The sequence below is a fragment of the Corynebacterium sp. AOP40-9SA-29 genome (assembly GCF_052377405.1).
Lineage (GTDB): Bacteria > Actinomycetota > Actinomycetes > Mycobacteriales > Mycobacteriaceae > Corynebacterium.
Genome location: NZ_JBQSWR010000002.1, coordinates 260,716 through 277,246, shown reverse-complemented (window position 1 = coordinate 277,246; position 16,531 = coordinate 260,716). Strand labels below are relative to the sequence as shown.

Annotated in this window: 16 protein-coding genes; 1 reads left to right on the top strand and 15 read right to left on the bottom strand. The window is 62.4% G+C overall.

Annotated elements, in window-relative coordinates:
- Positions 1-3: 3 nt before the first annotated feature.
- The 4 genes from ribH to ACT3SZ_RS05790 all read right to left on the bottom strand — a co-directional run bounded on the left by ribH (position 4) and on the right by ACT3SZ_RS05790 (position 3,321).
- The gene (gene ribH, locus ACT3SZ_RS05805) at positions 4-486 is read right to left on the bottom strand and encodes a 6,7-dimethyl-8-ribityllumazine synthase (RefSeq protein ID WP_444617393.1); all 483 of its coding nucleotides are present in this window, start codon (positions 484-486) and stop codon (positions 4-6) included.
- Between the two features lie 38 nt (positions 487-524).
- Complete coding sequence (locus tag ACT3SZ_RS05800) at positions 525-1,766, bottom strand: bifunctional 3,4-dihydroxy-2-butanone-4-phosphate synthase/GTP cyclohydrolase II (protein ID WP_444617660.1); 1,242 nt, start codon at positions 1,764-1,766, stop codon at positions 525-527.
- Between the two features lie 74 nt (positions 1,767-1,840).
- On the bottom strand, positions 1,841-2,461 hold the full coding sequence (locus tag ACT3SZ_RS05795; RefSeq protein ID WP_444617391.1) for a riboflavin synthase: 621 nt from the start codon (positions 2,459-2,461) through the stop codon (positions 1,841-1,843).
- Positions 2,462-2,895: 434 nt separating this feature from the next.
- On the bottom strand, positions 2,896-3,321 hold the full coding sequence (locus ACT3SZ_RS05790) for a hypothetical protein (RefSeq protein WP_444617390.1): 426 nt from the start codon (positions 3,319-3,321) through the stop codon (positions 2,896-2,898).
- A 1,672-nt stretch (positions 3,322-4,993) separates the two neighbouring features.
- Here ACT3SZ_RS05790 and ACT3SZ_RS05785 point away from each other — a divergent pair.
- Complete coding sequence (locus ACT3SZ_RS05785) at positions 4,994-5,128, top strand: hypothetical protein (RefSeq protein ID WP_444617389.1); 135 nt, start codon at positions 4,994-4,996, stop codon at positions 5,126-5,128.
- A 1,064-nt stretch (positions 5,129-6,192) separates the two neighbouring features.
- Here ACT3SZ_RS05785 and ACT3SZ_RS05780 read toward each other — a convergent pair.
- The 11 genes from ACT3SZ_RS05780 to def all read right to left on the bottom strand — a co-directional run bounded on the left by ACT3SZ_RS05780 (position 6,193) and on the right by def (position 16,530).
- Positions 6,193-6,636: a hypothetical protein gene (locus tag ACT3SZ_RS05780; RefSeq protein WP_444617388.1), complete on the bottom strand. Its 444-nt coding sequence runs from the start codon at positions 6,634-6,636 to the stop codon at positions 6,193-6,195.
- Positions 6,637-7,104: 468 nt separating this feature from the next.
- Positions 7,105-7,869: an RHS repeat-associated core domain-containing protein gene (locus tag ACT3SZ_RS05775; RefSeq protein ID WP_444617387.1), complete on the bottom strand. Its 765-nt coding sequence runs from the start codon at positions 7,867-7,869 to the stop codon at positions 7,105-7,107.
- A gap of 670 nt (positions 7,870-8,539) precedes the next feature.
- On the bottom strand, positions 8,540-9,130 hold the full coding sequence (locus ACT3SZ_RS05770; RefSeq protein ID WP_444617386.1) for a hypothetical protein: 591 nt from the start codon (positions 9,128-9,130) through the stop codon (positions 8,540-8,542).
- Between the two features lie 15 nt (positions 9,131-9,145).
- Positions 9,146-10,351: an RHS repeat-associated core domain-containing protein gene (locus ACT3SZ_RS05765; RefSeq protein ID WP_444617385.1), complete on the bottom strand. Its 1,206-nt coding sequence runs from the start codon at positions 10,349-10,351 to the stop codon at positions 9,146-9,148.
- A gap of 282 nt (positions 10,352-10,633) precedes the next feature.
- Entirely contained in the window at positions 10,634-11,047 is a 414-nt protein-coding gene (locus ACT3SZ_RS05760; RefSeq protein ID WP_444617384.1) for a hypothetical protein, read from the bottom strand.
- A 136-nt stretch (positions 11,048-11,183) separates the two neighbouring features.
- Positions 11,184-11,399, bottom strand: a complete 216-nt coding sequence (locus tag ACT3SZ_RS05755) for a hypothetical protein (protein ID WP_444617383.1) — start codon at positions 11,397-11,399, stop codon at positions 11,184-11,186.
- 176 nt (positions 11,400-11,575) lie between these two features.
- Complete coding sequence (gene ribD, locus ACT3SZ_RS05750) at positions 11,576-12,697, bottom strand: bifunctional diaminohydroxyphosphoribosylaminopyrimidine deaminase/5-amino-6-(5-phosphoribosylamino)uracil reductase RibD (protein WP_444617382.1); 1,122 nt, start codon at positions 12,695-12,697, stop codon at positions 11,576-11,578.
- Complete coding sequence (rpe, locus tag ACT3SZ_RS05745) at positions 12,694-13,380, bottom strand: ribulose-phosphate 3-epimerase (protein ID WP_444617381.1); 687 nt, start codon at positions 13,378-13,380, stop codon at positions 12,694-12,696. The genes ribD and rpe overlap by 4 nt, the downstream gene beginning before the upstream one ends.
- Before the next feature lie 47 nt (positions 13,381-13,427).
- Entirely contained in the window at positions 13,428-14,993 is a 1,566-nt protein-coding gene (locus ACT3SZ_RS05740; protein ID WP_444617380.1) for an RsmB/NOP family class I SAM-dependent RNA methyltransferase, read from the bottom strand.
- Complete coding sequence (gene fmt, locus ACT3SZ_RS05735) at positions 14,993-16,030, bottom strand: methionyl-tRNA formyltransferase (protein ID WP_444617378.1); 1,038 nt, start codon at positions 16,028-16,030, stop codon at positions 14,993-14,995. The genes ACT3SZ_RS05740 and fmt overlap by 1 nt, the downstream gene beginning before the upstream one ends.
- Positions 16,027-16,530 carry a peptide deformylase gene (def, locus tag ACT3SZ_RS05730; protein ID WP_444617376.1) on the bottom strand — a complete coding sequence of 168 codons (504 nt, stop codon included), beginning with the start codon at positions 16,528-16,530 and terminating at the stop codon, positions 16,027-16,029. The genes fmt and def overlap by 4 nt, the downstream gene beginning before the upstream one ends.
- Between the last annotated feature and the right edge of the window lies 1 nt (position 16,531).

Genomic DNA, 16,531 nt, shown 5'->3' with positions numbered 1-16,531 from the left:
CGCTCAGCGTGCCGCGCGGATGTCGCGCAGCACCAGCAGCGAGTGCAGGACGGCGCGGGCGGCGTCCGCCCCCTTGTCCTCCACGGCCCCGTCGCCGCCGGCGCGGGCGACGGCCTGGGCCTGGTTCTCCACGGTGAGCACACCGTTGCCGACGGGTTTTCCGCAGTCCAGGGAGACGCGGGTCAGCCCGTAAGTCACGGCGTTGCACACGTGGTCGAAGTGGGCGGTCTCCCCACGGATGACGCAGCCGTTGGCGACGACGGCGTCGAAGTTCTTCGCCGCCTCCGCGGCCACGACGGGCAGTTCGACGGCACCGGCGACGCGCCACTGCCCGACGTAGGCTCCGGCCTGGCGCAGGGCGGTCACGGCGTGCTCGTGCAGCCGGTCGGTGACCTCGGCGTTCCAGGAGGCGGTGACCACGGCGATGCGGTAGCCCGCCCCGGCGTCGCGGGTGAGGGTGATGTCGGCGAGTCCGTCCGAGGGCATGGGTGGCTCCTTAGGAGTGTCGTGGCTGGTGGGCGGTGCTAGTGGGCGGCGGGGGTCAGCGAGTCGATCTGGTGGCCCATGCGGTCACGCTTGGTGCGCAGGTAGGCCTCGTTCTCCGGGTTGGCGGGCAGCTCCACGGGCACCCGGCGGGTCACCGGGATACCGTGGCGTTCCAGGTCGAGGCGCTTGCCGGGGTTGTTCGACAGCAGGGCCACCGAGCCCACGCCGAGGTCGCGCAGGATCTGGGCGGCGGCGCTGTACTCGCGCGAGTCCACCGGCAGTCCCTGGGCGGTGTTGGCGTCGACGGTGTCCAGCCCCTGGTCCTGCAGGTTGTAGGCCTTGAGCTTCGGCACCAGGCCGATGCCGCGGCCCTCCTGGCCGCGCAGGTACACCAGTACCCCGCTGCCGGCCTCGGCGATGCGGTCCAGGGAGGTGGAGAGCTGCTCGCCACAGTCGCAGCGCAGGGAGCCGAAGATGTCGCCGGTGAGACACTCGGAGTGGATACGCACCAGGACGTCCTCGGCGCCGTTGAAGTTGCCTGTGTCTCCTGTGGCACCGGCGACCAGTGCGACGTGCTCGACCCCGTCGATCAGGCCGTTGTAGGCCACGGCGTGGAAGTTGCCGTAGCGGGTGGGCAGGCGGGCCTCCACGCTGCGGGCCACCACCGGGGTGTGCACGCGGCGCCAGTCGGCGAGCTGCTCGATGGAGATCAACGACAGGCCGTGCTCGTCGCAGAAACGGCGCAGCTCCGGCAGGCGTGCCATGCCGGTCGGGTCCTCCTCGGAGACGACCTCGCAGAGAACACCGGCCGGACGCAGCCCGGCGGCGCGGGCGAGGTCCACGGAGGCCTCGGTGTGCCCGCCGCGTTCGAGTACTCCGCCCTTCTTCGCCCGCAGCGGCACGACGTGCCCGGGACGGTGGAAGCTCTCGCGGGTGGACGTGGGGTCGGCGAGCAGGCGCAGGGTGCGGGCACGGTCGGTGGCGCTGATGCCGGTGGTGATGCCCTCGGCGGCGTCGACGGTGACGGTGTAGGCGGTGCCGCGGACGTCCTCGTTGCGGGCGACCATGGGCGGCAGGCCGAGCCGGTCGGCCTCACTGTCGGGAACGGCGGCGCAGATGTAGCCCGAGGAGTGCCGGACAGTGAAGGCCACGGTCTCGGCGGTGGCGGTCTCGGCGGCGAAGATGATGTCGCCCTCGTTCTCCCGGTCCTCGTCGTCGACGACGACCACGGGCTTGCCGGCGGCGATGTCGCTGATGGCGTCCTCGACGGGGTCGAGCAGGCTGCCGCGGTCTCCAGTCTGGCTCCGGTCCGTGCTGGAGCCGTGGGTGCCGCTGGTGGGGTTGGTGAGGTCGCTCACTGGGCGTCTCCTTTTGCCTGGGACAGTCGTTCGAGGTACTTGGAGAGTACGTCGCACTCGATATTGACGGTGTCGCCGGTGTTGAGGTCGCCGAGCATGGTCTCGGCGAGGGTGGTGGGGATCAGGGAGACCTCGAACCAGGGGTCGCTGACGGGGCCCACCTCAGCCACGGTGAGGGAGACACCGTTGACGGCGATGCTGCCCTTCTTGGCGACGTAGCGGGCGAGCTCGGCGCTGGCGCCGGTGAGTTCGAAGCGGAAGACCTCCCACTCGCTGCCCGGGGTGCGGGAAAGGAGCTCGGCGGTGCCGTCGACGTGGCCCTGGACGATGTGGCCGCCGAGACGCCCGCCGGCCGGCGTGGCGCGCTCCAGGTTGACCCGGTCGCCGGGGTGCGCGGCACCCAGGGCCGTGTAGTCGAGGGTGACCTTCATGCAGTCGGCCCAGAAGCCGGTGGGGTCGAACTCGGTCACGGTGAGGCAGACACCGTTGACGCTGATGGACGCCCCGTGGGTGGCGTCCTGCAGGACGTTGCTGCAGGCGATGCGGATGCGCTGGGCGTCTTCGGTGCCGTCTACCTCGGCGACCGTGCCCGTCTCCTCGACGATTCCGGTGAACATAACTGTTCAGTGTAGGACAGTTGCCGGGGTGCCTGTGAAGCGGGGCACACCGGCTGCGGGGTGGCCGGTCGGATCTCCACCCCACGCCGGCCCGCAGCATCGACTGCGGGCAGAACGGTCCGTCAGGTCGGTGGTGGTTTGCTCTTGGACGCGCTGGTCACAGTCCTGAACGGATGGTCGCTGGTGCAGGGGATCTTGTGAATGATTGGAAGTCAGGAACACCTTCGCGCTCAGCCTTGCGGAGAGCCACTCTACGGTTGTGAGCGCTTGCGGGCACTGCTGCCAACGAATCTATGCCAAGCGAGCCTATTTTCGATAGTATGCAAAAATCCGATGTCGCTTCCCTATTCCTACGTTCTTTTCGAACGTTGCTAGTTGTCCGCTTGGTGAGCCTATTTCGCCGAACCGGCTTGAAGGAAACGACGGTGCCGGTATTACTCTACAGAGTCAATTAGCCTTAGTAATTCCTCCTCCGGAAAGTAAGAGCTGACAAGGTTCTCGCAAACGGACAGGTATTTGTCAACGTCGGTTTCTTGGCTCCTCATTAATGGAATTTGCTGAAGAGCCACGCTCTCGGCCATATCTACTAGGAACTGATCAAAGTCCGGCTGGGGGAACTCGAGTTTCTCGGACAAGGAAATCATGAGCTGGTAGTAGTCGGCTGCCTCCACCTTTCCCGTATTCGGGTCTACCGTAATGCTTCCGATTATCTCTTGAGTGGTTTGGGAACCTCCGAAGTGAGCTACGAATTTGAGTAAAGTCGCTTTGATTGCATCTTCAATCCCTAAGGATTCGAGACGTTCGAGTGCGACTTTTTTGGTTGCTGATTCCAACATTATTTCGATGATCGTATCTCCCAATAATTGAGATGCTAGCAGGAACTGAAATATTACTCGTATGTGGCGCGCAGGCTCCACGGAAGGAAGCCCTTGTTGTGGCCACCGTATGATCTCTTTAGTCGCTCCATTTTGGAAAGAATTTGAGTAGTTCTTCTTCGTGTTCGTATCCCGCAACGTCGCGGAAAGAAATCTCAGGACTCAAAGGCTATACGCCTGATGGACGTTGGCATTTCAGTACGGTATCACTACCGAGTCGTTTGCTGTCTTTGATACGACGATAAGATGCGAACTCCTTTCCGGCTGATAATCTACCGATAGTCGTGCTCTTGAGCCTTGTTTGTCTCACTACAGATTCCACGGATTGATTTATTCAACAACAGCCAGGGCAGGCCTTTGGGTTTACGAATTTGCGGCGTAGGTATTATACAATGAATTAAGTGATGTGAGTCCAATAATTCCAGGGTGTTATTGACCTATCCTTGCGCCGCGGCAAGTCTCGCTTCAAGGCCTAGGACGTCTTGCTCGCCGTAGATTTCGACTGTGGGGTCATAGTACCGGAGGCGCTTGGACACCCACTGCGACTCTGCATCCTGGTACTGACCGGCGGACATCAATAGGAAGCAGACTTCACTTTGTCAGGTACGACGCCTGCAAGGTCGCTGCGCCCCTCGGCGAACGAGCTACTCGTTCTCCGCGGCGGTCGACCGGCGCGGGGCAAAGGCGAGATCACTGACCATCTGGAGGAACACTTCATCCTCTTTGCGCTGGTGCGCAGTGGCCGCAATAGTGCCGCTGCCACTCCACCCACCTGGCGTCGGTGTGACCGGAGCGCCGAGGTCGTTGGCAGCCAGGATCATCTGGCCAGCAGCTCGCCGGTGCTGGGGAAGATAGCCCACGCTATCCGGCCGCGACGAGCAGCGACGGCGACGCGGGAGTCGTCTGTTCGGCGGTGAATCAACCGCTCCGGGATCCGCTGGGAGCCGGCGACGGGGCGGACCTGATCACTCTGGCGCTGGCACCGCAGCGGGAGCTCACGAGACGAACCATCGAGTCCTACGTGGACCGGCAGGGCGCTGTTCCGTTGTTGAGCTGTTGGAAGGGCGGTCGCGGGGAGATCTTCCCAGACGTGCTTGGCTCGGTGGTGAGGCGGGTACAGCACCGGTGGCCGTCGGTGGTGATCAACCCGCCTTTCACGTGCCGTCCGGACACCATCGCAACAGCGATCGGCCTGTCGACACACGTGCTGTTGATCGCAGATGAACATCACCGGGGTCATGGTTGGCTCTATCAGCGAGGGCATCAGTTGAGCGAGCTGGCGGACCAGCAGAGGGTGACAGTCGCAACTGTCGGTGCCAACGACTCAGGGGCGATTACCGATACCGTCTGTCTTCCTGCAGTGGGACGGGGCCGGGACGCTCACGCGCCGTTGACCGTTCCCACGACCCCTCAGGCGATCACGATGTACGAGAGGATTCTCGGGAGGGTGTACAGAAGCTAGCCGTCCCTCCATGCGCAGCCGGGGGCATCCGAAAGCACATCGAGGCACAGGGCGGATTACCGCTCGGCTTGCTTGCTGTCAAAGTCTGTGTGCAATCCCTTGCAACCAATCCCGGCGACAACGATTCCGGCGAGGCCGCGGGTGACGTCCCGGAGGTGCCCGCCGGTGTGAACCACCGCGGCCGGTTTCATCTGAGTGCCGTACACCAACCTCGTCGACACCCCGGAGGCATCCGTGGCCACGGTCGGGTTGTCGAACACGGTGAACTCGGTGGTCGTGGTCGCGCCGATCTCGGTGATCGAGGCGACGAGGTTGCCCTCACCGTCGTAGGCGCTCCAAATCCCCGTGCCATCGGCGTGGGTCAGCTGGGGCAGCCACGACTCGGCGCTATAAGCTAGTGGTTTTCGAAATCAGAAGGCGCCTTAACATGAAATATTCGAGAACGCACTAGGTACGCCGCCGTTAAATAACATCTCTCCAGAACCACTAATTCATATTCTCGTGTCGATCGCCCGCGTGGGAAGATCTTCGCTTCCAATACTGGCAAGCGATCTTGCGAGAAAAAAATCAAAAAGTGCAAACGAGCAAATCGTCGCCGGTACGACTTGACGATCTCTTTCGTCTGGTTTCGCAGGACGATTGATCCTTCCCCCTTGCCACACCCGCAGGTCCCATTCACTGCGGTCGGGACCTGAGGATATATCGGCCCCCTGAGCTTCATTAATTATACTCGCCGGAACGTAGCTATTAATATAGGGAGAATATGCGGGCCATCCGATAAGGTCTATGAAGCTGTCGGGGAAAATATTGTCGCTCTTTTCCTTTATTCGAAGGAAGCAGGTCCCGGGGCCGAACGATTCTTTCATCAACTGAAGTGGGGGAAGTATCCATTCAGAGAATCTGTCCGGCAGATGGAGGCCTTCCGATTCGAGGGTCTCGCAATTACTCCGACTTGCAGGGATGCCAACCAGCGGCGCCCATCCACGTTGGTATTTTTGCCTTAATACGTGTAGGTTTAGATCTCCGACATTCGACTCAAATCTGAAAATCGCACCCTCAGTAGGGAGAACCCTTGGATTTTCAGTGTGCACAGATATTTGATGTAGCTTCATTACCTTCTAATTCTTTCCAAGGAATCCGGCTGATCACTTCGCGACTCTAGTCAAGATATTTCTATTCTGACTAGTTGGGTTGACTGAGTCGAGCAAGGTGACTTCTCTACCCTTTCCGATCGAATACGAGTCCATCATTAACACTAAGATCGGCCTCGCTGCCTGACACTACACTGTCACCCGATAGTGCAACAGTCCTGAATATTGATAAAACTCAAGTTCCGCGATCGCTCTATGCAGAGAGACGTCCGTGATATGCTGCGATACTGATCTCTATTTAATCTACCGGATGGTCGAATCGATAGCTTCGATCGGTAGATTATCGTTTCCAAGAGATGAGATCATTCTGGCAATGAAGAGGTCGAAAAGTTCTAGCGAGAATATGATCTCAGGTACCACCTGATAATGCATTTCTGCGGGCGTAGCTTTACGAGCACCACTACCGCTTTGCCAAAGCCGGAGGTTCCATTCCGTACGGTCAGGTTCGGAGGAGATGTCGGAAACTCCCTCGGCCGCCAACATCTTCGCAGGAATATATCCGTTGATAAATGGCGAATAGCTAGGCCAGTCGGCGAGGTCAACGATGTTCTTGGGAGGGCTGTATTCGCTCCCTTTTCCACGCCGAACAAAGCAGCCTCCAGCGCTAAATGACTCCCTCATTAACTGCAGTGGAGGAAGTAGCCACTTTTGAAAGATTTCCGGAATTATGATGCCGTTATTTTCCATAATCGTCCGATTGTGTGGACTTGTCGGGACTGCGGCAAGCGGAGCCCATCCCCGTTGGTATTTATCGATAAGTATATGGAGGTGAAGCTCGCCAATAGAAGTCTCAAAACCTAAGATAGCGCCTTGCGTGGGCCGAACTCTAGCATTCTCAGTATGTACGGATACTTGATGCAGTCTCATATCGTTTCACTTCCTTTCGAGGAATTCACTCGCCCACTTTTCTGCCCCGTGCAATATACTCCGATTGGCGTCGATCGAGTTAACTGTATTTAGCAAGAGTCCTTCAATCGCCTTTCCGCCGCTGGATATATAATGCTGCTCAATTCCTCGTGTCGTGTGAGGCTGTCCCTGCGCCGAAGGGTAGTACATCATCGAAAACTCATAGGCCGCATTACTGAGCCGAATCTGCTTCCGTGCTCAATGGCTCTCCGGTCCAGATCATTCGTTATGTCGCCGTAATTCATATTTTCATTCCTGTCGGCGGCTGAATATACTTCTGCGGGCGTCGTTTTTGTTGAAGTTTCCTTCGTGATTGAGATAATCTGCCACGTCCTGTTGGGACGCTTTGTCTACACCGTAACCTTCGAGTTCTTTCATTGTCACTCGGCAAGACTGTAGTCCGAAGAAGGCAATCAGACAGAGCGTGTTGTCGACGTATCTTCGTGGTCCGGCGAGCCGTGGTGCCACGCCCAATGGGTCCTGGGCGCTGTAGATTCCAGTTGTGGAGTCATAGTACCGGAACCGGTTGTACACCCACCCCGGCTCAGCGTCCTCGTACTGCCCGGCGAACAGCACCGGGCACGACACTTCACCGTGCCAGGCGCGCCTCCCATACAGTGACTGCACCACCCACCCGGCCACCCTCCCTGTGTCTGTGCCGATCAGTTCACGCGGGGCAGAGGCCCGGTCGGCGACCATGGCGTGGAACACCGCATCCACCTGGTGTTGGGGTGCGGTGGCCGCCCCCGCGGCCCCGCTCCACCGGCCTTGCACTGGTGCGACCGACTCGCTGGTCCTGCTGGCTGTCAGGGTGATCTGGCCGAGCAGCTCGCCGGTGGCGGGGTCGGTGACCCACACTAACCCGCCGCGACGAGCAGTGGCCGGACGCTCTGCGCAAGTATGGCCGGGGTCGTCGATGGTGGACTGCTCGACGACGAGGGAGTCGCCGTCGTGGATGAACACCACACGGTGCACCACTTGCCCACTGGTGCTGTGGATCTTCTCCTTGGCCACACGACGGGCCAGGCCGTCGTAGATGTACGCCCACCGGTAGTCCGGGGCGTCGGAACAGGTGAAGCCGCGGACCTGCGCGGTCGCGCCGTAGGCGAACTCGCGGACCAGGGGTTTACGCGAGATAGGCTTGGTGACCGTGCACAGCGCGCGCCAGCGACGTCTGGAATATCTTCCGACAGCAAGCCTCGTTGGCGCGGGTGAACCGTGCGATACCGACGTGAAGTCTGGTCGGGAAAACCGGCCACGGGTAGGCCCACCAGTTGCCTGGTGAGGTGATCTCGCCGCACACCTGGGTGTTCGCAGCAAGGGGCACTGCTCGTCGATGGCTACCGGGTCAGCGTCGACGGCGTTAGGTATGGTCAATCCGATTTCAACGGTGCGTCGTGAAGAGTGCGGCGTCGAGGCTGCCAGTAGTGTGCACTTCTAGGGTCCTGGTTCGTTTCAGATGATGGCTTCGCAACTCTCATCTTGTACCGGCCAGGGCCTCTATATGTTGTGCCACACCGCATCGGCCCCACCCTCAGCTATGCACTCCGTATCGCGAAGAGCCGGCAAACTGGGAAGAAGCAAGATAATGGCGATTCCTGCCGGGATAGTTCCTACAACTCGCGGATTTCCTCACCGTCAGAAACGAGACCCGTTGTGCGGCCGAGATTCGTTATCTCGAGTACTATTGTTGAGGGAACGCGATGCCGAAAGAATGAATGAGATTTCTGTTCAGTCGTTCTGAATAATCCACAAACGTTGGAGTATTGTTCTTCCACATGTGGTTTATCGGTGCGATAAACTTTTGATAGGGATTGATGAATCCGACGGCGGTTGTGTAGTTGGGAACCGCGAGAACGGTCTGTCGCCAGAAGGCAAACCTTCTCCCTCCTTTTTCAATGGTTCGCCAGTCGATCGCGTCATTAAATACTGCCAGGTATTGATGTAATATAAACCCAAAGTCCCATCCTAGGCTGTGAAAGCAAAACGTGGTGTCGCTACTCTTCCTTCCGGACTGCTGGTAATCGGGAGACGCCCTCAAGGAAACACCTACGTCAAATAGTATCTCGATCTTTTTCTCTAGGGTCTCGGCTGGACACGAGTTGGAGACGCATTGCTCAATCAGTTCGATCCGTTCGGGCTCTACTGACTTGAAGTATTCGATCTGGTTTTTGCGTTCCTTGAGAGTGCTTTCCGAATTGTCAAGGGCTTTTCCCGGAGAAAAGAGTTCGTACTCTTGCAGGAAATTTTCGATTTGCGCAGAACTGGTTGTCATAATGCTGTCCCCTTTCTACCTGCTGTATGCGTAGTAGCCTTCGTTTCCGTTCCAAGCGAATCCACTGCTCTCGAGGTGGTCCCTCATTCCCCTAGTGTATTGGTCGTCCGGTAGATATTGTCCGGTCGAAGGATCGTGCGAGGCGCATAGTGGATCACCGTACCACCTTGCTTCCTGAAGTTGTCCTCCGTTGACAAGTGCGATGTCTTTGTCGACTTGGTGTTTTATGAACGATCGTCCAGTTGCTTTTCCTGTCTTTTGTTCCATTCCCACTTCGTCCTCTGGTAGGTAGACGTCGATGTAGTGTTCGCCAGTCATGTGTTGCCCGTTTGTCTTTGTCCCGCTTAGTCCTGAGTCCATACAAATTACCGTCTGTGAGCCAGGGAATCTTCCTGCTAGTTCATCTCTTGCTTGATTTCCACGGTCCCTGTACATGGAGAGTTGGTCACCGCAACCGTGTAGTCCAAAGACATCGATGGTGATCCAAGCGTGCCCCACGTATCCTTGGGCCGCAGCTAAGCGTGGTGCTACGCCTAGGGGGTCTTGGGTGCTGTAGATTCCGGCTGTGGGGTCATAGTAGCGGAACCGGTTGTACACCCACCCCGACTCAGCGTCCTCGTACTGTCCGGCGAACAGCAACGGGCAGGCGACTTCACCATGCCAGGTGCGTCGGCCGTACAGTGACTGCACTACCCGGTCGGCCGCCTTCCCGGTGTCCGGGTCGATCAGCTCGCGCGGGGCAGAGGCCAGGTCGGTGACCATGGCGTGGAACACCGCGTCCACCTGGTGTTGGGGTGCGGTCGCCGCACCCGCGGCGCCACTGCCACTCCACCGACCTTGCACTGGTGCGACCAGGGCGCTGTTCCTGCTGGCTGTCAGGGTGATCTGGCCGAGCAGCTCGCCGGTGGCGGGGTCGGTGACCCACACCAACCCGCCGCGACGAGCAGCTGCCGGGTGACCAGCGGACGTATCGCTGGGGTCGTCGATGGTGGACTGCTCGGCGACGAGGGAATCGCCGTCGTGGACGAACGCCACCCGGTGCACCACTTCCCCACTGGTGCTGTGGATCTTCTCCTTGGCCACACGACGGGCCAGGCCGTCGTAGATGTACGCCCACCGGTAGCCCGGCTCGTCGGAACAAGTGAAGTCGCGGACCTGACCGGTCGCGCCGTAGGCCAACTCGCGGACCAGGGGTTTACGCGAGCTGTGGCTGGTGACCACCACCGTAGTCCTTGCTGGGGTGGTCACGAGGACTTACAGGTACACCACACTAAAGGACGTAACCCGTCGACGCCGTCAACGGGAGGTTGGAGCACCTGCGCGCGATTGCACTGGGGTTCCGAAATCTGGACCACTACATCTTGAGGTCGCTGATCCACTCCGGGCAACTCCGCGACCGGATCAACGCACTTTGTACACGAACAGCCGCTTGTTCTCCGAGGGTAAGAGTCAGCTATCCTTATTTTGAGTATCCATCATTGATGATCGCGTTGCTGCTATCGCTTATTCAAGAATCTCCTCCAGGGCTTTTTCGAGTCTAGTTTTGTCGAAGTCCACCCCTATCAATGCCTCGGCGCATACTAGAAGCCTATCCTTGGGTATTCTTTCCCCTCTCATCTGGTCGACTGCATCTATAACTGAGAAGGCTATCTCGTCGAATCTTCTCTGTTTCTCGCTTTGCACACCTTCATCGAGGCGGCGTGCGAGAATATTGTATGTGTCTTCGTAGTCCAGACAATGAACCACACCCGAACTGCCATCAACCCTCAAAGAATTGATCAATTCCGAGACATTGTAGAAATCTTCGTCTTGTTGAGCGTACTTTAGAAGCAGGCGTCGCGACCCGAGTTCATCGCCAACTTCGATTTCCAGCCGGTCCAGTAGTAGTACGGTCGAAGGACTAAGTACGGAATTCATTCTGGTACCATCTATTTCTCTACTCGGTGGATTGTCCGAAAGTCGCTCACGGGCGGGTATTGAGCTCCTTGTACATTGTCGACGGAGTCCGTGGTTAATACTGCCTATTCGTTGACGTCCATCCCAATAGCGAGAACTAGGGTTCGTTCTCTGTTGCCGATTCGGCCAGGAAGCCGGAACCTGGCGGGGAATCGATCCAGCCTTGGATTGGATCCAGAGTATCATCCGGATTGCTGCATTCGTCATCCTTGTACTGGAAAATCATCCGGACAAGTGGGGGTGACCATTCTTCTTCTGATTCGGCGATTAACAGTCCGAGGCTTTCATTGTCTTCAAGATCGGCAGCAACCATCGAGAGCGTGAGTTGGACTTCCGCCTTAAGCCCATCGATATTGCCGGGTGTCGCTGCCTGTACTTGGCTGCCCGCTTTTCTTGATGAGTTCGGACAGTTGGGAATTATGTTACCTGGAATGTTGGGACTTCTCGTGTTGATGTTGCATCTGCCATCAATCTGTTTCTGATGTAGATTTAGAGATCTCTATAGGTGCAATCTCGCGTTGTCACGATCAGCACATCCCCGCCGATGGTCTCTGCCGACCTCAACGTGAACCGGTGGATGCCTGCCATCGTGGTCGTCGCACCCTGCGGTGCCACGACCGCCGGCAAACCCGCCCCCAGTAGTGCCGGGGCGGTGTAGGCCTCCACCGCGTCTACCAGACCGGCCGCCACGAATGCCGCCGTCAGGTGCGGGCCGCCCTCCACCAGGACATCCACCACGTCTCTGTCCCACAATTCCGTTAGGACCGCAGCCAGGTCGCGGGTCTGCAGGTGCAGGGCAGGGCGGATCGACGCGTCCTCGGCCAGGTCCGAGGTTCCCACCACGATCCGCAGCGGCTGGTGGTCGTACAGGGATCCGTCCGCCCGCCGGGCGGTGAGGCGTGGATCATCCGCGACTACCGTCCCCGTCCCCACGAGGATCGCGTCACGGCGTGCACGGTCCTGGTGGACCCGCTGTCGGGCAACCTCGCCGGTGATCCACTGCGACGTGCCGTCCGTGGCCGCGGCGAAACCGTCCATCGTGGCGGCGTACTTCACCGTCACGTGCGGCCGGCCCAGGCGCTGTGCCGCCAACCACGGCTCCACGCTGAACACGGGCACTCCCGCCAGGCGCCCGGTGTCTCCCACCAGCGGTCCGATGACCTCCACCCCGGCGGCGCGGAGATACTCCGCTCCCCCACCCTGTGTCTCGCCCGGGTCGGCGAAGACGAACACCACGCGCGCCACGCCGGCCGCCAGCAGTGCCTGACTGCACGGGCCCGTGCGTCCGGTGTGGTTGCAGGGCTCCAGGGTCACCACGGCCGTTCCCCCACGTGCCCGCTCCCCTGCGGCAGTCAGAGCGTTGACCTCGGCGTGGGCACCACCGGGAGGGCTCGTCGCCCCGACACCGACAACGGTCCCCTGGGCGTCCAGCACCACCGCGCCGACCGGCGGGTTCGGCGAGGTCGTCCCGCGGACCTCCTGGCCGGCGGCGTCCGCCTGCAGCACCGCGGCAGCCAGTGACTCGGCCTCCCAGGACTTAGCCTCCGCAGGCTCCCCGACACCTGCCTCGGAAAGCAGAGTCGACAGTCGGTCGACGAGCGGGTCCGTCATGCCCCGGCGACCGCCTGCGCGGCAGTGTTCCGCAGCTCGGTCACCCGGGCCTCGGGGTTGTCCGCCCCGAACACACTCGAACCGGCGACGAAGACGTCCACCCCGGCCTCCGCGCTGACGCCCACCGTGTCCGGTCCGATGCCGCCGTCGATCTCTACGAGGGTGTCCAGCCCGTCGGCGTCGATACGGGCACGCAGGGCACGGACCTTGTCCAGCACCTCAGGCATGAAGGACTGCCCGCCGAAGCCCGGCTCCACACTCATTACCAGCACCGTGTCGAAGTCGGCGAGGTGGTCCAGCAGCGGCTCCACCGCGGTTCCCGGTTTGATGCTCACCCCGGCCCTGGTGCCCGCCTCACGCAACGTGGCGGCCAGGGCGACCGCGGCGTCCACGTCCGCCACGGCCTCCAGGTGGAAGGTCACGTTGCCGAACGCGGCGTAGTCGGGTGCCCAGCGGGCCGGGTCCTCGATCATCAGGTGCACGTCCAGGAAGGTGTCCGTGGAGCGGCGCACCGCGTCCGCCACCGGCAGACCGAAGCTCAGGTTCGGCACGAAGTGCCCGTCCATCACGTCGATGTGCAGCCAGTCCGCCCCCGGAACCAGGGCCACACTGCCCCTGATGTCCGCGAAGTCGGCGGCGAGGATGGACGGGGCGATCTGGGGCTGACGGCGCGCAGGACTCATGGCACCCACTCTAGTCGGGACTGTCCCCTCTGTGGCCCCGAGGTGTGTCAGGCCCGCCGCAGCACCGCGAAGAACATCGCGTCGGTACCGTGACGGTGCGGCCACAGCTGCACGAACGGGCCCGAGACGTCCTCCAGCTCCGGGAACAGTGCGGTGGCGTCCTCGATGACCGCGCCGGTCTCCTCGGCCACCGCGCGCACCACCGCGCTGGTCTCCGCCGGGTGCGGCGAGCAGGTGGAGTACACCGTCACCCCGCCCGGTGCCGTCGCCGACACGGCCGAGCGCAGCAGGTCACGCTGCAGGGTGACCAGCGGGGCCACGTCCTCGGCCGACTTGCGCCAGCGTGCCTCCGGACGCCGACGCAGCGCGCCCAACCCCGTACAGGGTGCGTCCACCAGCACGCGGTCGAAGCCGACACGTCCGGCATCGGAATCCTTCGAGCCAGGCACCTCGAGCCCCTCGACCCCGGCCAGGTCACGGCCGTCGCCGAGGTGCACCGACACCGGTAGCCCCTGCGTGGCCTTGCGGACCAGCTCCGCGCGGTGCGGGGCGGACTCGACCGCGTCGACCCGTGCCCCGTCGCCCATCGCCCAGGACGCCAGGAACGCCGTCTTGCCGCCCGGCCCCGAGCACAGGTCCAGCCACCGGCCCTGGTCGTCGGCGACCTCGGCGCGCAGCATCGCCAGGGCGATGAGCTGGCTGCCCTCGTCCTGCACCGAGGCCAGCGACTCCTTCACCGGCTCCAGCTTCCCCGGGTCACCCTCGGAGAGGTACACCGCGTACGGCGACCATCGTCCCTCCTCACCACCGGTGACCAGGGCGAGCTCCTCGGCGGTGATCTGGCCCGGACGCGCCGCCAGGTGCACCAGCGGACGCTCGTCGTCGGCGGTCAACGCCGCCTCCAGTTCTGCGGCAGGCTCACCGGCGGCCCCACCGAGGGCGGTGTTGAACACCTCGGCGATCCACGTCGGGTGGGCGTAACGCAACGCCAGGGCGTCCACCGGGTCGGTGAACCCGGCGGTGACCGTGCCCAGCCACTCCTGCGGCGTCGAGCGGGTGATCCGGCGCAGCACACCGTTGGTGAAGCCGGCGGCCTTCTCCTCACCGTTGGCCTTGACCAGCTCCACGGTGGTGTTCACCGCCGCATGGTCGTCGACGCGGGTACGCAGCACCTGGTAGGCACCCAGGCGCAGCGCGTCCAGCACCGTCTCGTCGATGCGTCCCACCGGACGCCCGGCAGCCTCGGCGATCACGGCGTCCAGCAGCCCCTGGGCACGCAAGGTGCCGTAGGTCAGCTCGGTGGCGAAGGCGGCGTCGCGCCCGCTCAACCCAGCCGAGCGGATCACCCCGGGCAGCACCAGGTTGGCGTAGGCGTCCTGCGAACTGACCTGGCGCAGCACGCCGAAGACGGCGTCGCGAACCTTGTCGCCCGAGCCGCGCTTGCCCTGCTTCTCCCGCTTCTCCACCACGTCGCGGTGCTCCTGGCGGTGCGACTCGCTGCGCCGCCGGTAGCCTGACTGACCACCCTGACGGTGGTCGCCGGACGTCTTCTTCTGCCCCGGACGCTGCTTCGGGGAGTCCCCCGACGTCGACCGTGCGCGGAAACCTGCCATCAGGACTCTCCCTCTGCTGCGTGCTGCTCTAGCGGACTCTCGAATGTGGCCGTGAATGTGCCCGGGGATGCTTCGAACAGGTCGCCGCGGCCACGGGCCCAGTCCGCCGCGACCATCATCTTCTTGCCGGGCGGCTGGATCCGGGTGATCTCCAGGACGCCGTCGCCGGTGCCCACGACCACCGCGTCCTTCGTGGCGCGCAGCTCACCGGGGGCCAGCTGTGCGTCGCCCGCTGCGTCCTCTGCGTCTTCGCGCGGGAGCACCGGAAGCATCAGGCCCAGCTTGTAGCGCTCGCCGTCGAGCACCGTCCACGGACCCGGCGCCGGGGTGTGCGCACGCGCGGTACGCTGCACCACCGCCGCCGGACGCCGCCAGTCCACCCGCGCCTGCGCACTGGTGATCTTCGATGCGTACGTCGACCCCGTCTCGTCCTGCTCCTCGGCGACGACCTCGCCGGAGGCCAGCCCCGACAACGTCTGGGACAACAGCACCCGACCCGAGTACGTCAGTCGTGTCAGCAGGTCGTCGGCGGTGTCCTCCACCCCGATCGTCTCGGTGACCTCGCCGGTGACCGGGCCGGCGTCCAGCCCGGGCACGATGCGGAACGTCGAGGCACCCGTGGTGGTGTCACCGGCGGCGATGGCGGCCTGCACCGGTGCCGCACCGCGCCAACGCGGCAGCAGGGAGAAGTGCAGGTTGATCCACCCCTGCGGGAAGATCCCCAGCACGTCCTGCGGCAGGATCTGCCCGTAGGCCACCACCGCCACGGCCTCCACACCGTCGGCGGCGTAACCGCGCAACGTCTCACGCACCACCTCGGCCTCCTCGTGCCCCGGCTTCAACGAGGCGAACTTGTGCACCGGCACACCGTGGGCCGCGGCCACCTCCGCCACGGCCGAGGGGTGCAGCGTGCGGCCACGTCCACGCTTGGCATCAGGCTGGGTCAGCACACCGACGACCTCGTGGTCGGACTCTTCCAGCAGGTACTCCAGGGTCACCGCGGCAGGCTCGGGCGTGCCGGCGAAAAGGATCTTCATCGGTTGAACCACTCGCTTCCCCGGATCTCACCCATCACCGCGCGACGTTCCGCCGGCTCCATGCGCTGGAAGAACATCACCCCGTCCAGGTGGTCGGTCTCGTGCTGCACGCAGCGGGCCATCAGCCCGTCGACCTCGCGGTCCACCGCGGTACCGTCCACCGTGGAACCGGTGAGACGGACCCGTTCGAACCTGGTCACCGGGCCGCCGGCTTCGGGAACCGACAGGCACCCCTCCCGCGCGGTCTGCTCGTCCTCGCCGACGGCGCTCCACACCGGGTCGATGACGTGACCGCGGTCGCCGTCGCAGTCGTAGACGAAGATCCGGCGGGTCAGGCCCACCTGGTTCGCCGCCAGGCCGACTCCCCCGGCGGAGTCCATGGTATCCAGCATGTCGTCGATGAGGGTGGGCAGGGTGTCGTCGCCGGTGGGGTCGCCGACCGGGTCCGCGACAGTGCGCAGGACCGGGTCGCCGAAGAGACGGATGTCGAGAACGGTCATG

Coding starts and splice junctions, on each gene's coding strand:
- fmt (WP_444617378.1), bottom strand. CDS start 16,030: ATGAAGATCCTTTTCGCCGGCACGCCCGAGCCTGCCGCGGTGACCCTG.
- ribD (WP_444617382.1), bottom strand. CDS start 12,697: ATGACGGACCCGCTCGTCGACCGACTGTCGACTCTGCTTTCCGAGGCA.
- ACT3SZ_RS05740 (WP_444617380.1), bottom strand. CDS start 14,993: ATGGCAGGTTTCCGCGCACGGTCGACGTCGGGGGACTCCCCGAAGCAG.
- def (WP_444617376.1), bottom strand. CDS start 16,530: ATGACCGTTCTCGACATCCGTCTCTTCGGCGACCCGGTCCTGCGCACT.
- ACT3SZ_RS05770 (WP_444617386.1), bottom strand. CDS start 9,130: ATGACAACCAGTTCTGCGCAAATCGAAAATTTCCTGCAAGAGTACGAA.
- ACT3SZ_RS05755 (WP_444617383.1), bottom strand. CDS start 11,399: ATGGTTGCTGCCGATCTTGAAGACAATGAAAGCCTCGGACTGTTAATC.
- ACT3SZ_RS05780 (WP_444617388.1), bottom strand. CDS start 6,636: ATGGAAAATAACGGCATCATAATTCCGGAAATCTTTCAAAAGTGGCTA.
- ribH (WP_444617393.1), bottom strand. CDS start 486: ATGCCCTCGGACGGACTCGCCGACATCACCCTCACCCGCGACGCCGGG.
- ACT3SZ_RS05760 (WP_444617384.1), bottom strand. CDS start 11,047: ATGAATTCCGTACTTAGTCCTTCGACCGTACTACTACTGGACCGGCTG.
- rpe (WP_444617381.1), bottom strand. CDS start 13,380: ATGAGTCCTGCGCGCCGTCAGCCCCAGATCGCCCCGTCCATCCTCGCC.
- ACT3SZ_RS05795 (WP_444617391.1), bottom strand. CDS start 2,461: ATGTTCACCGGAATCGTCGAGGAGACGGGCACGGTCGCCGAGGTAGAC.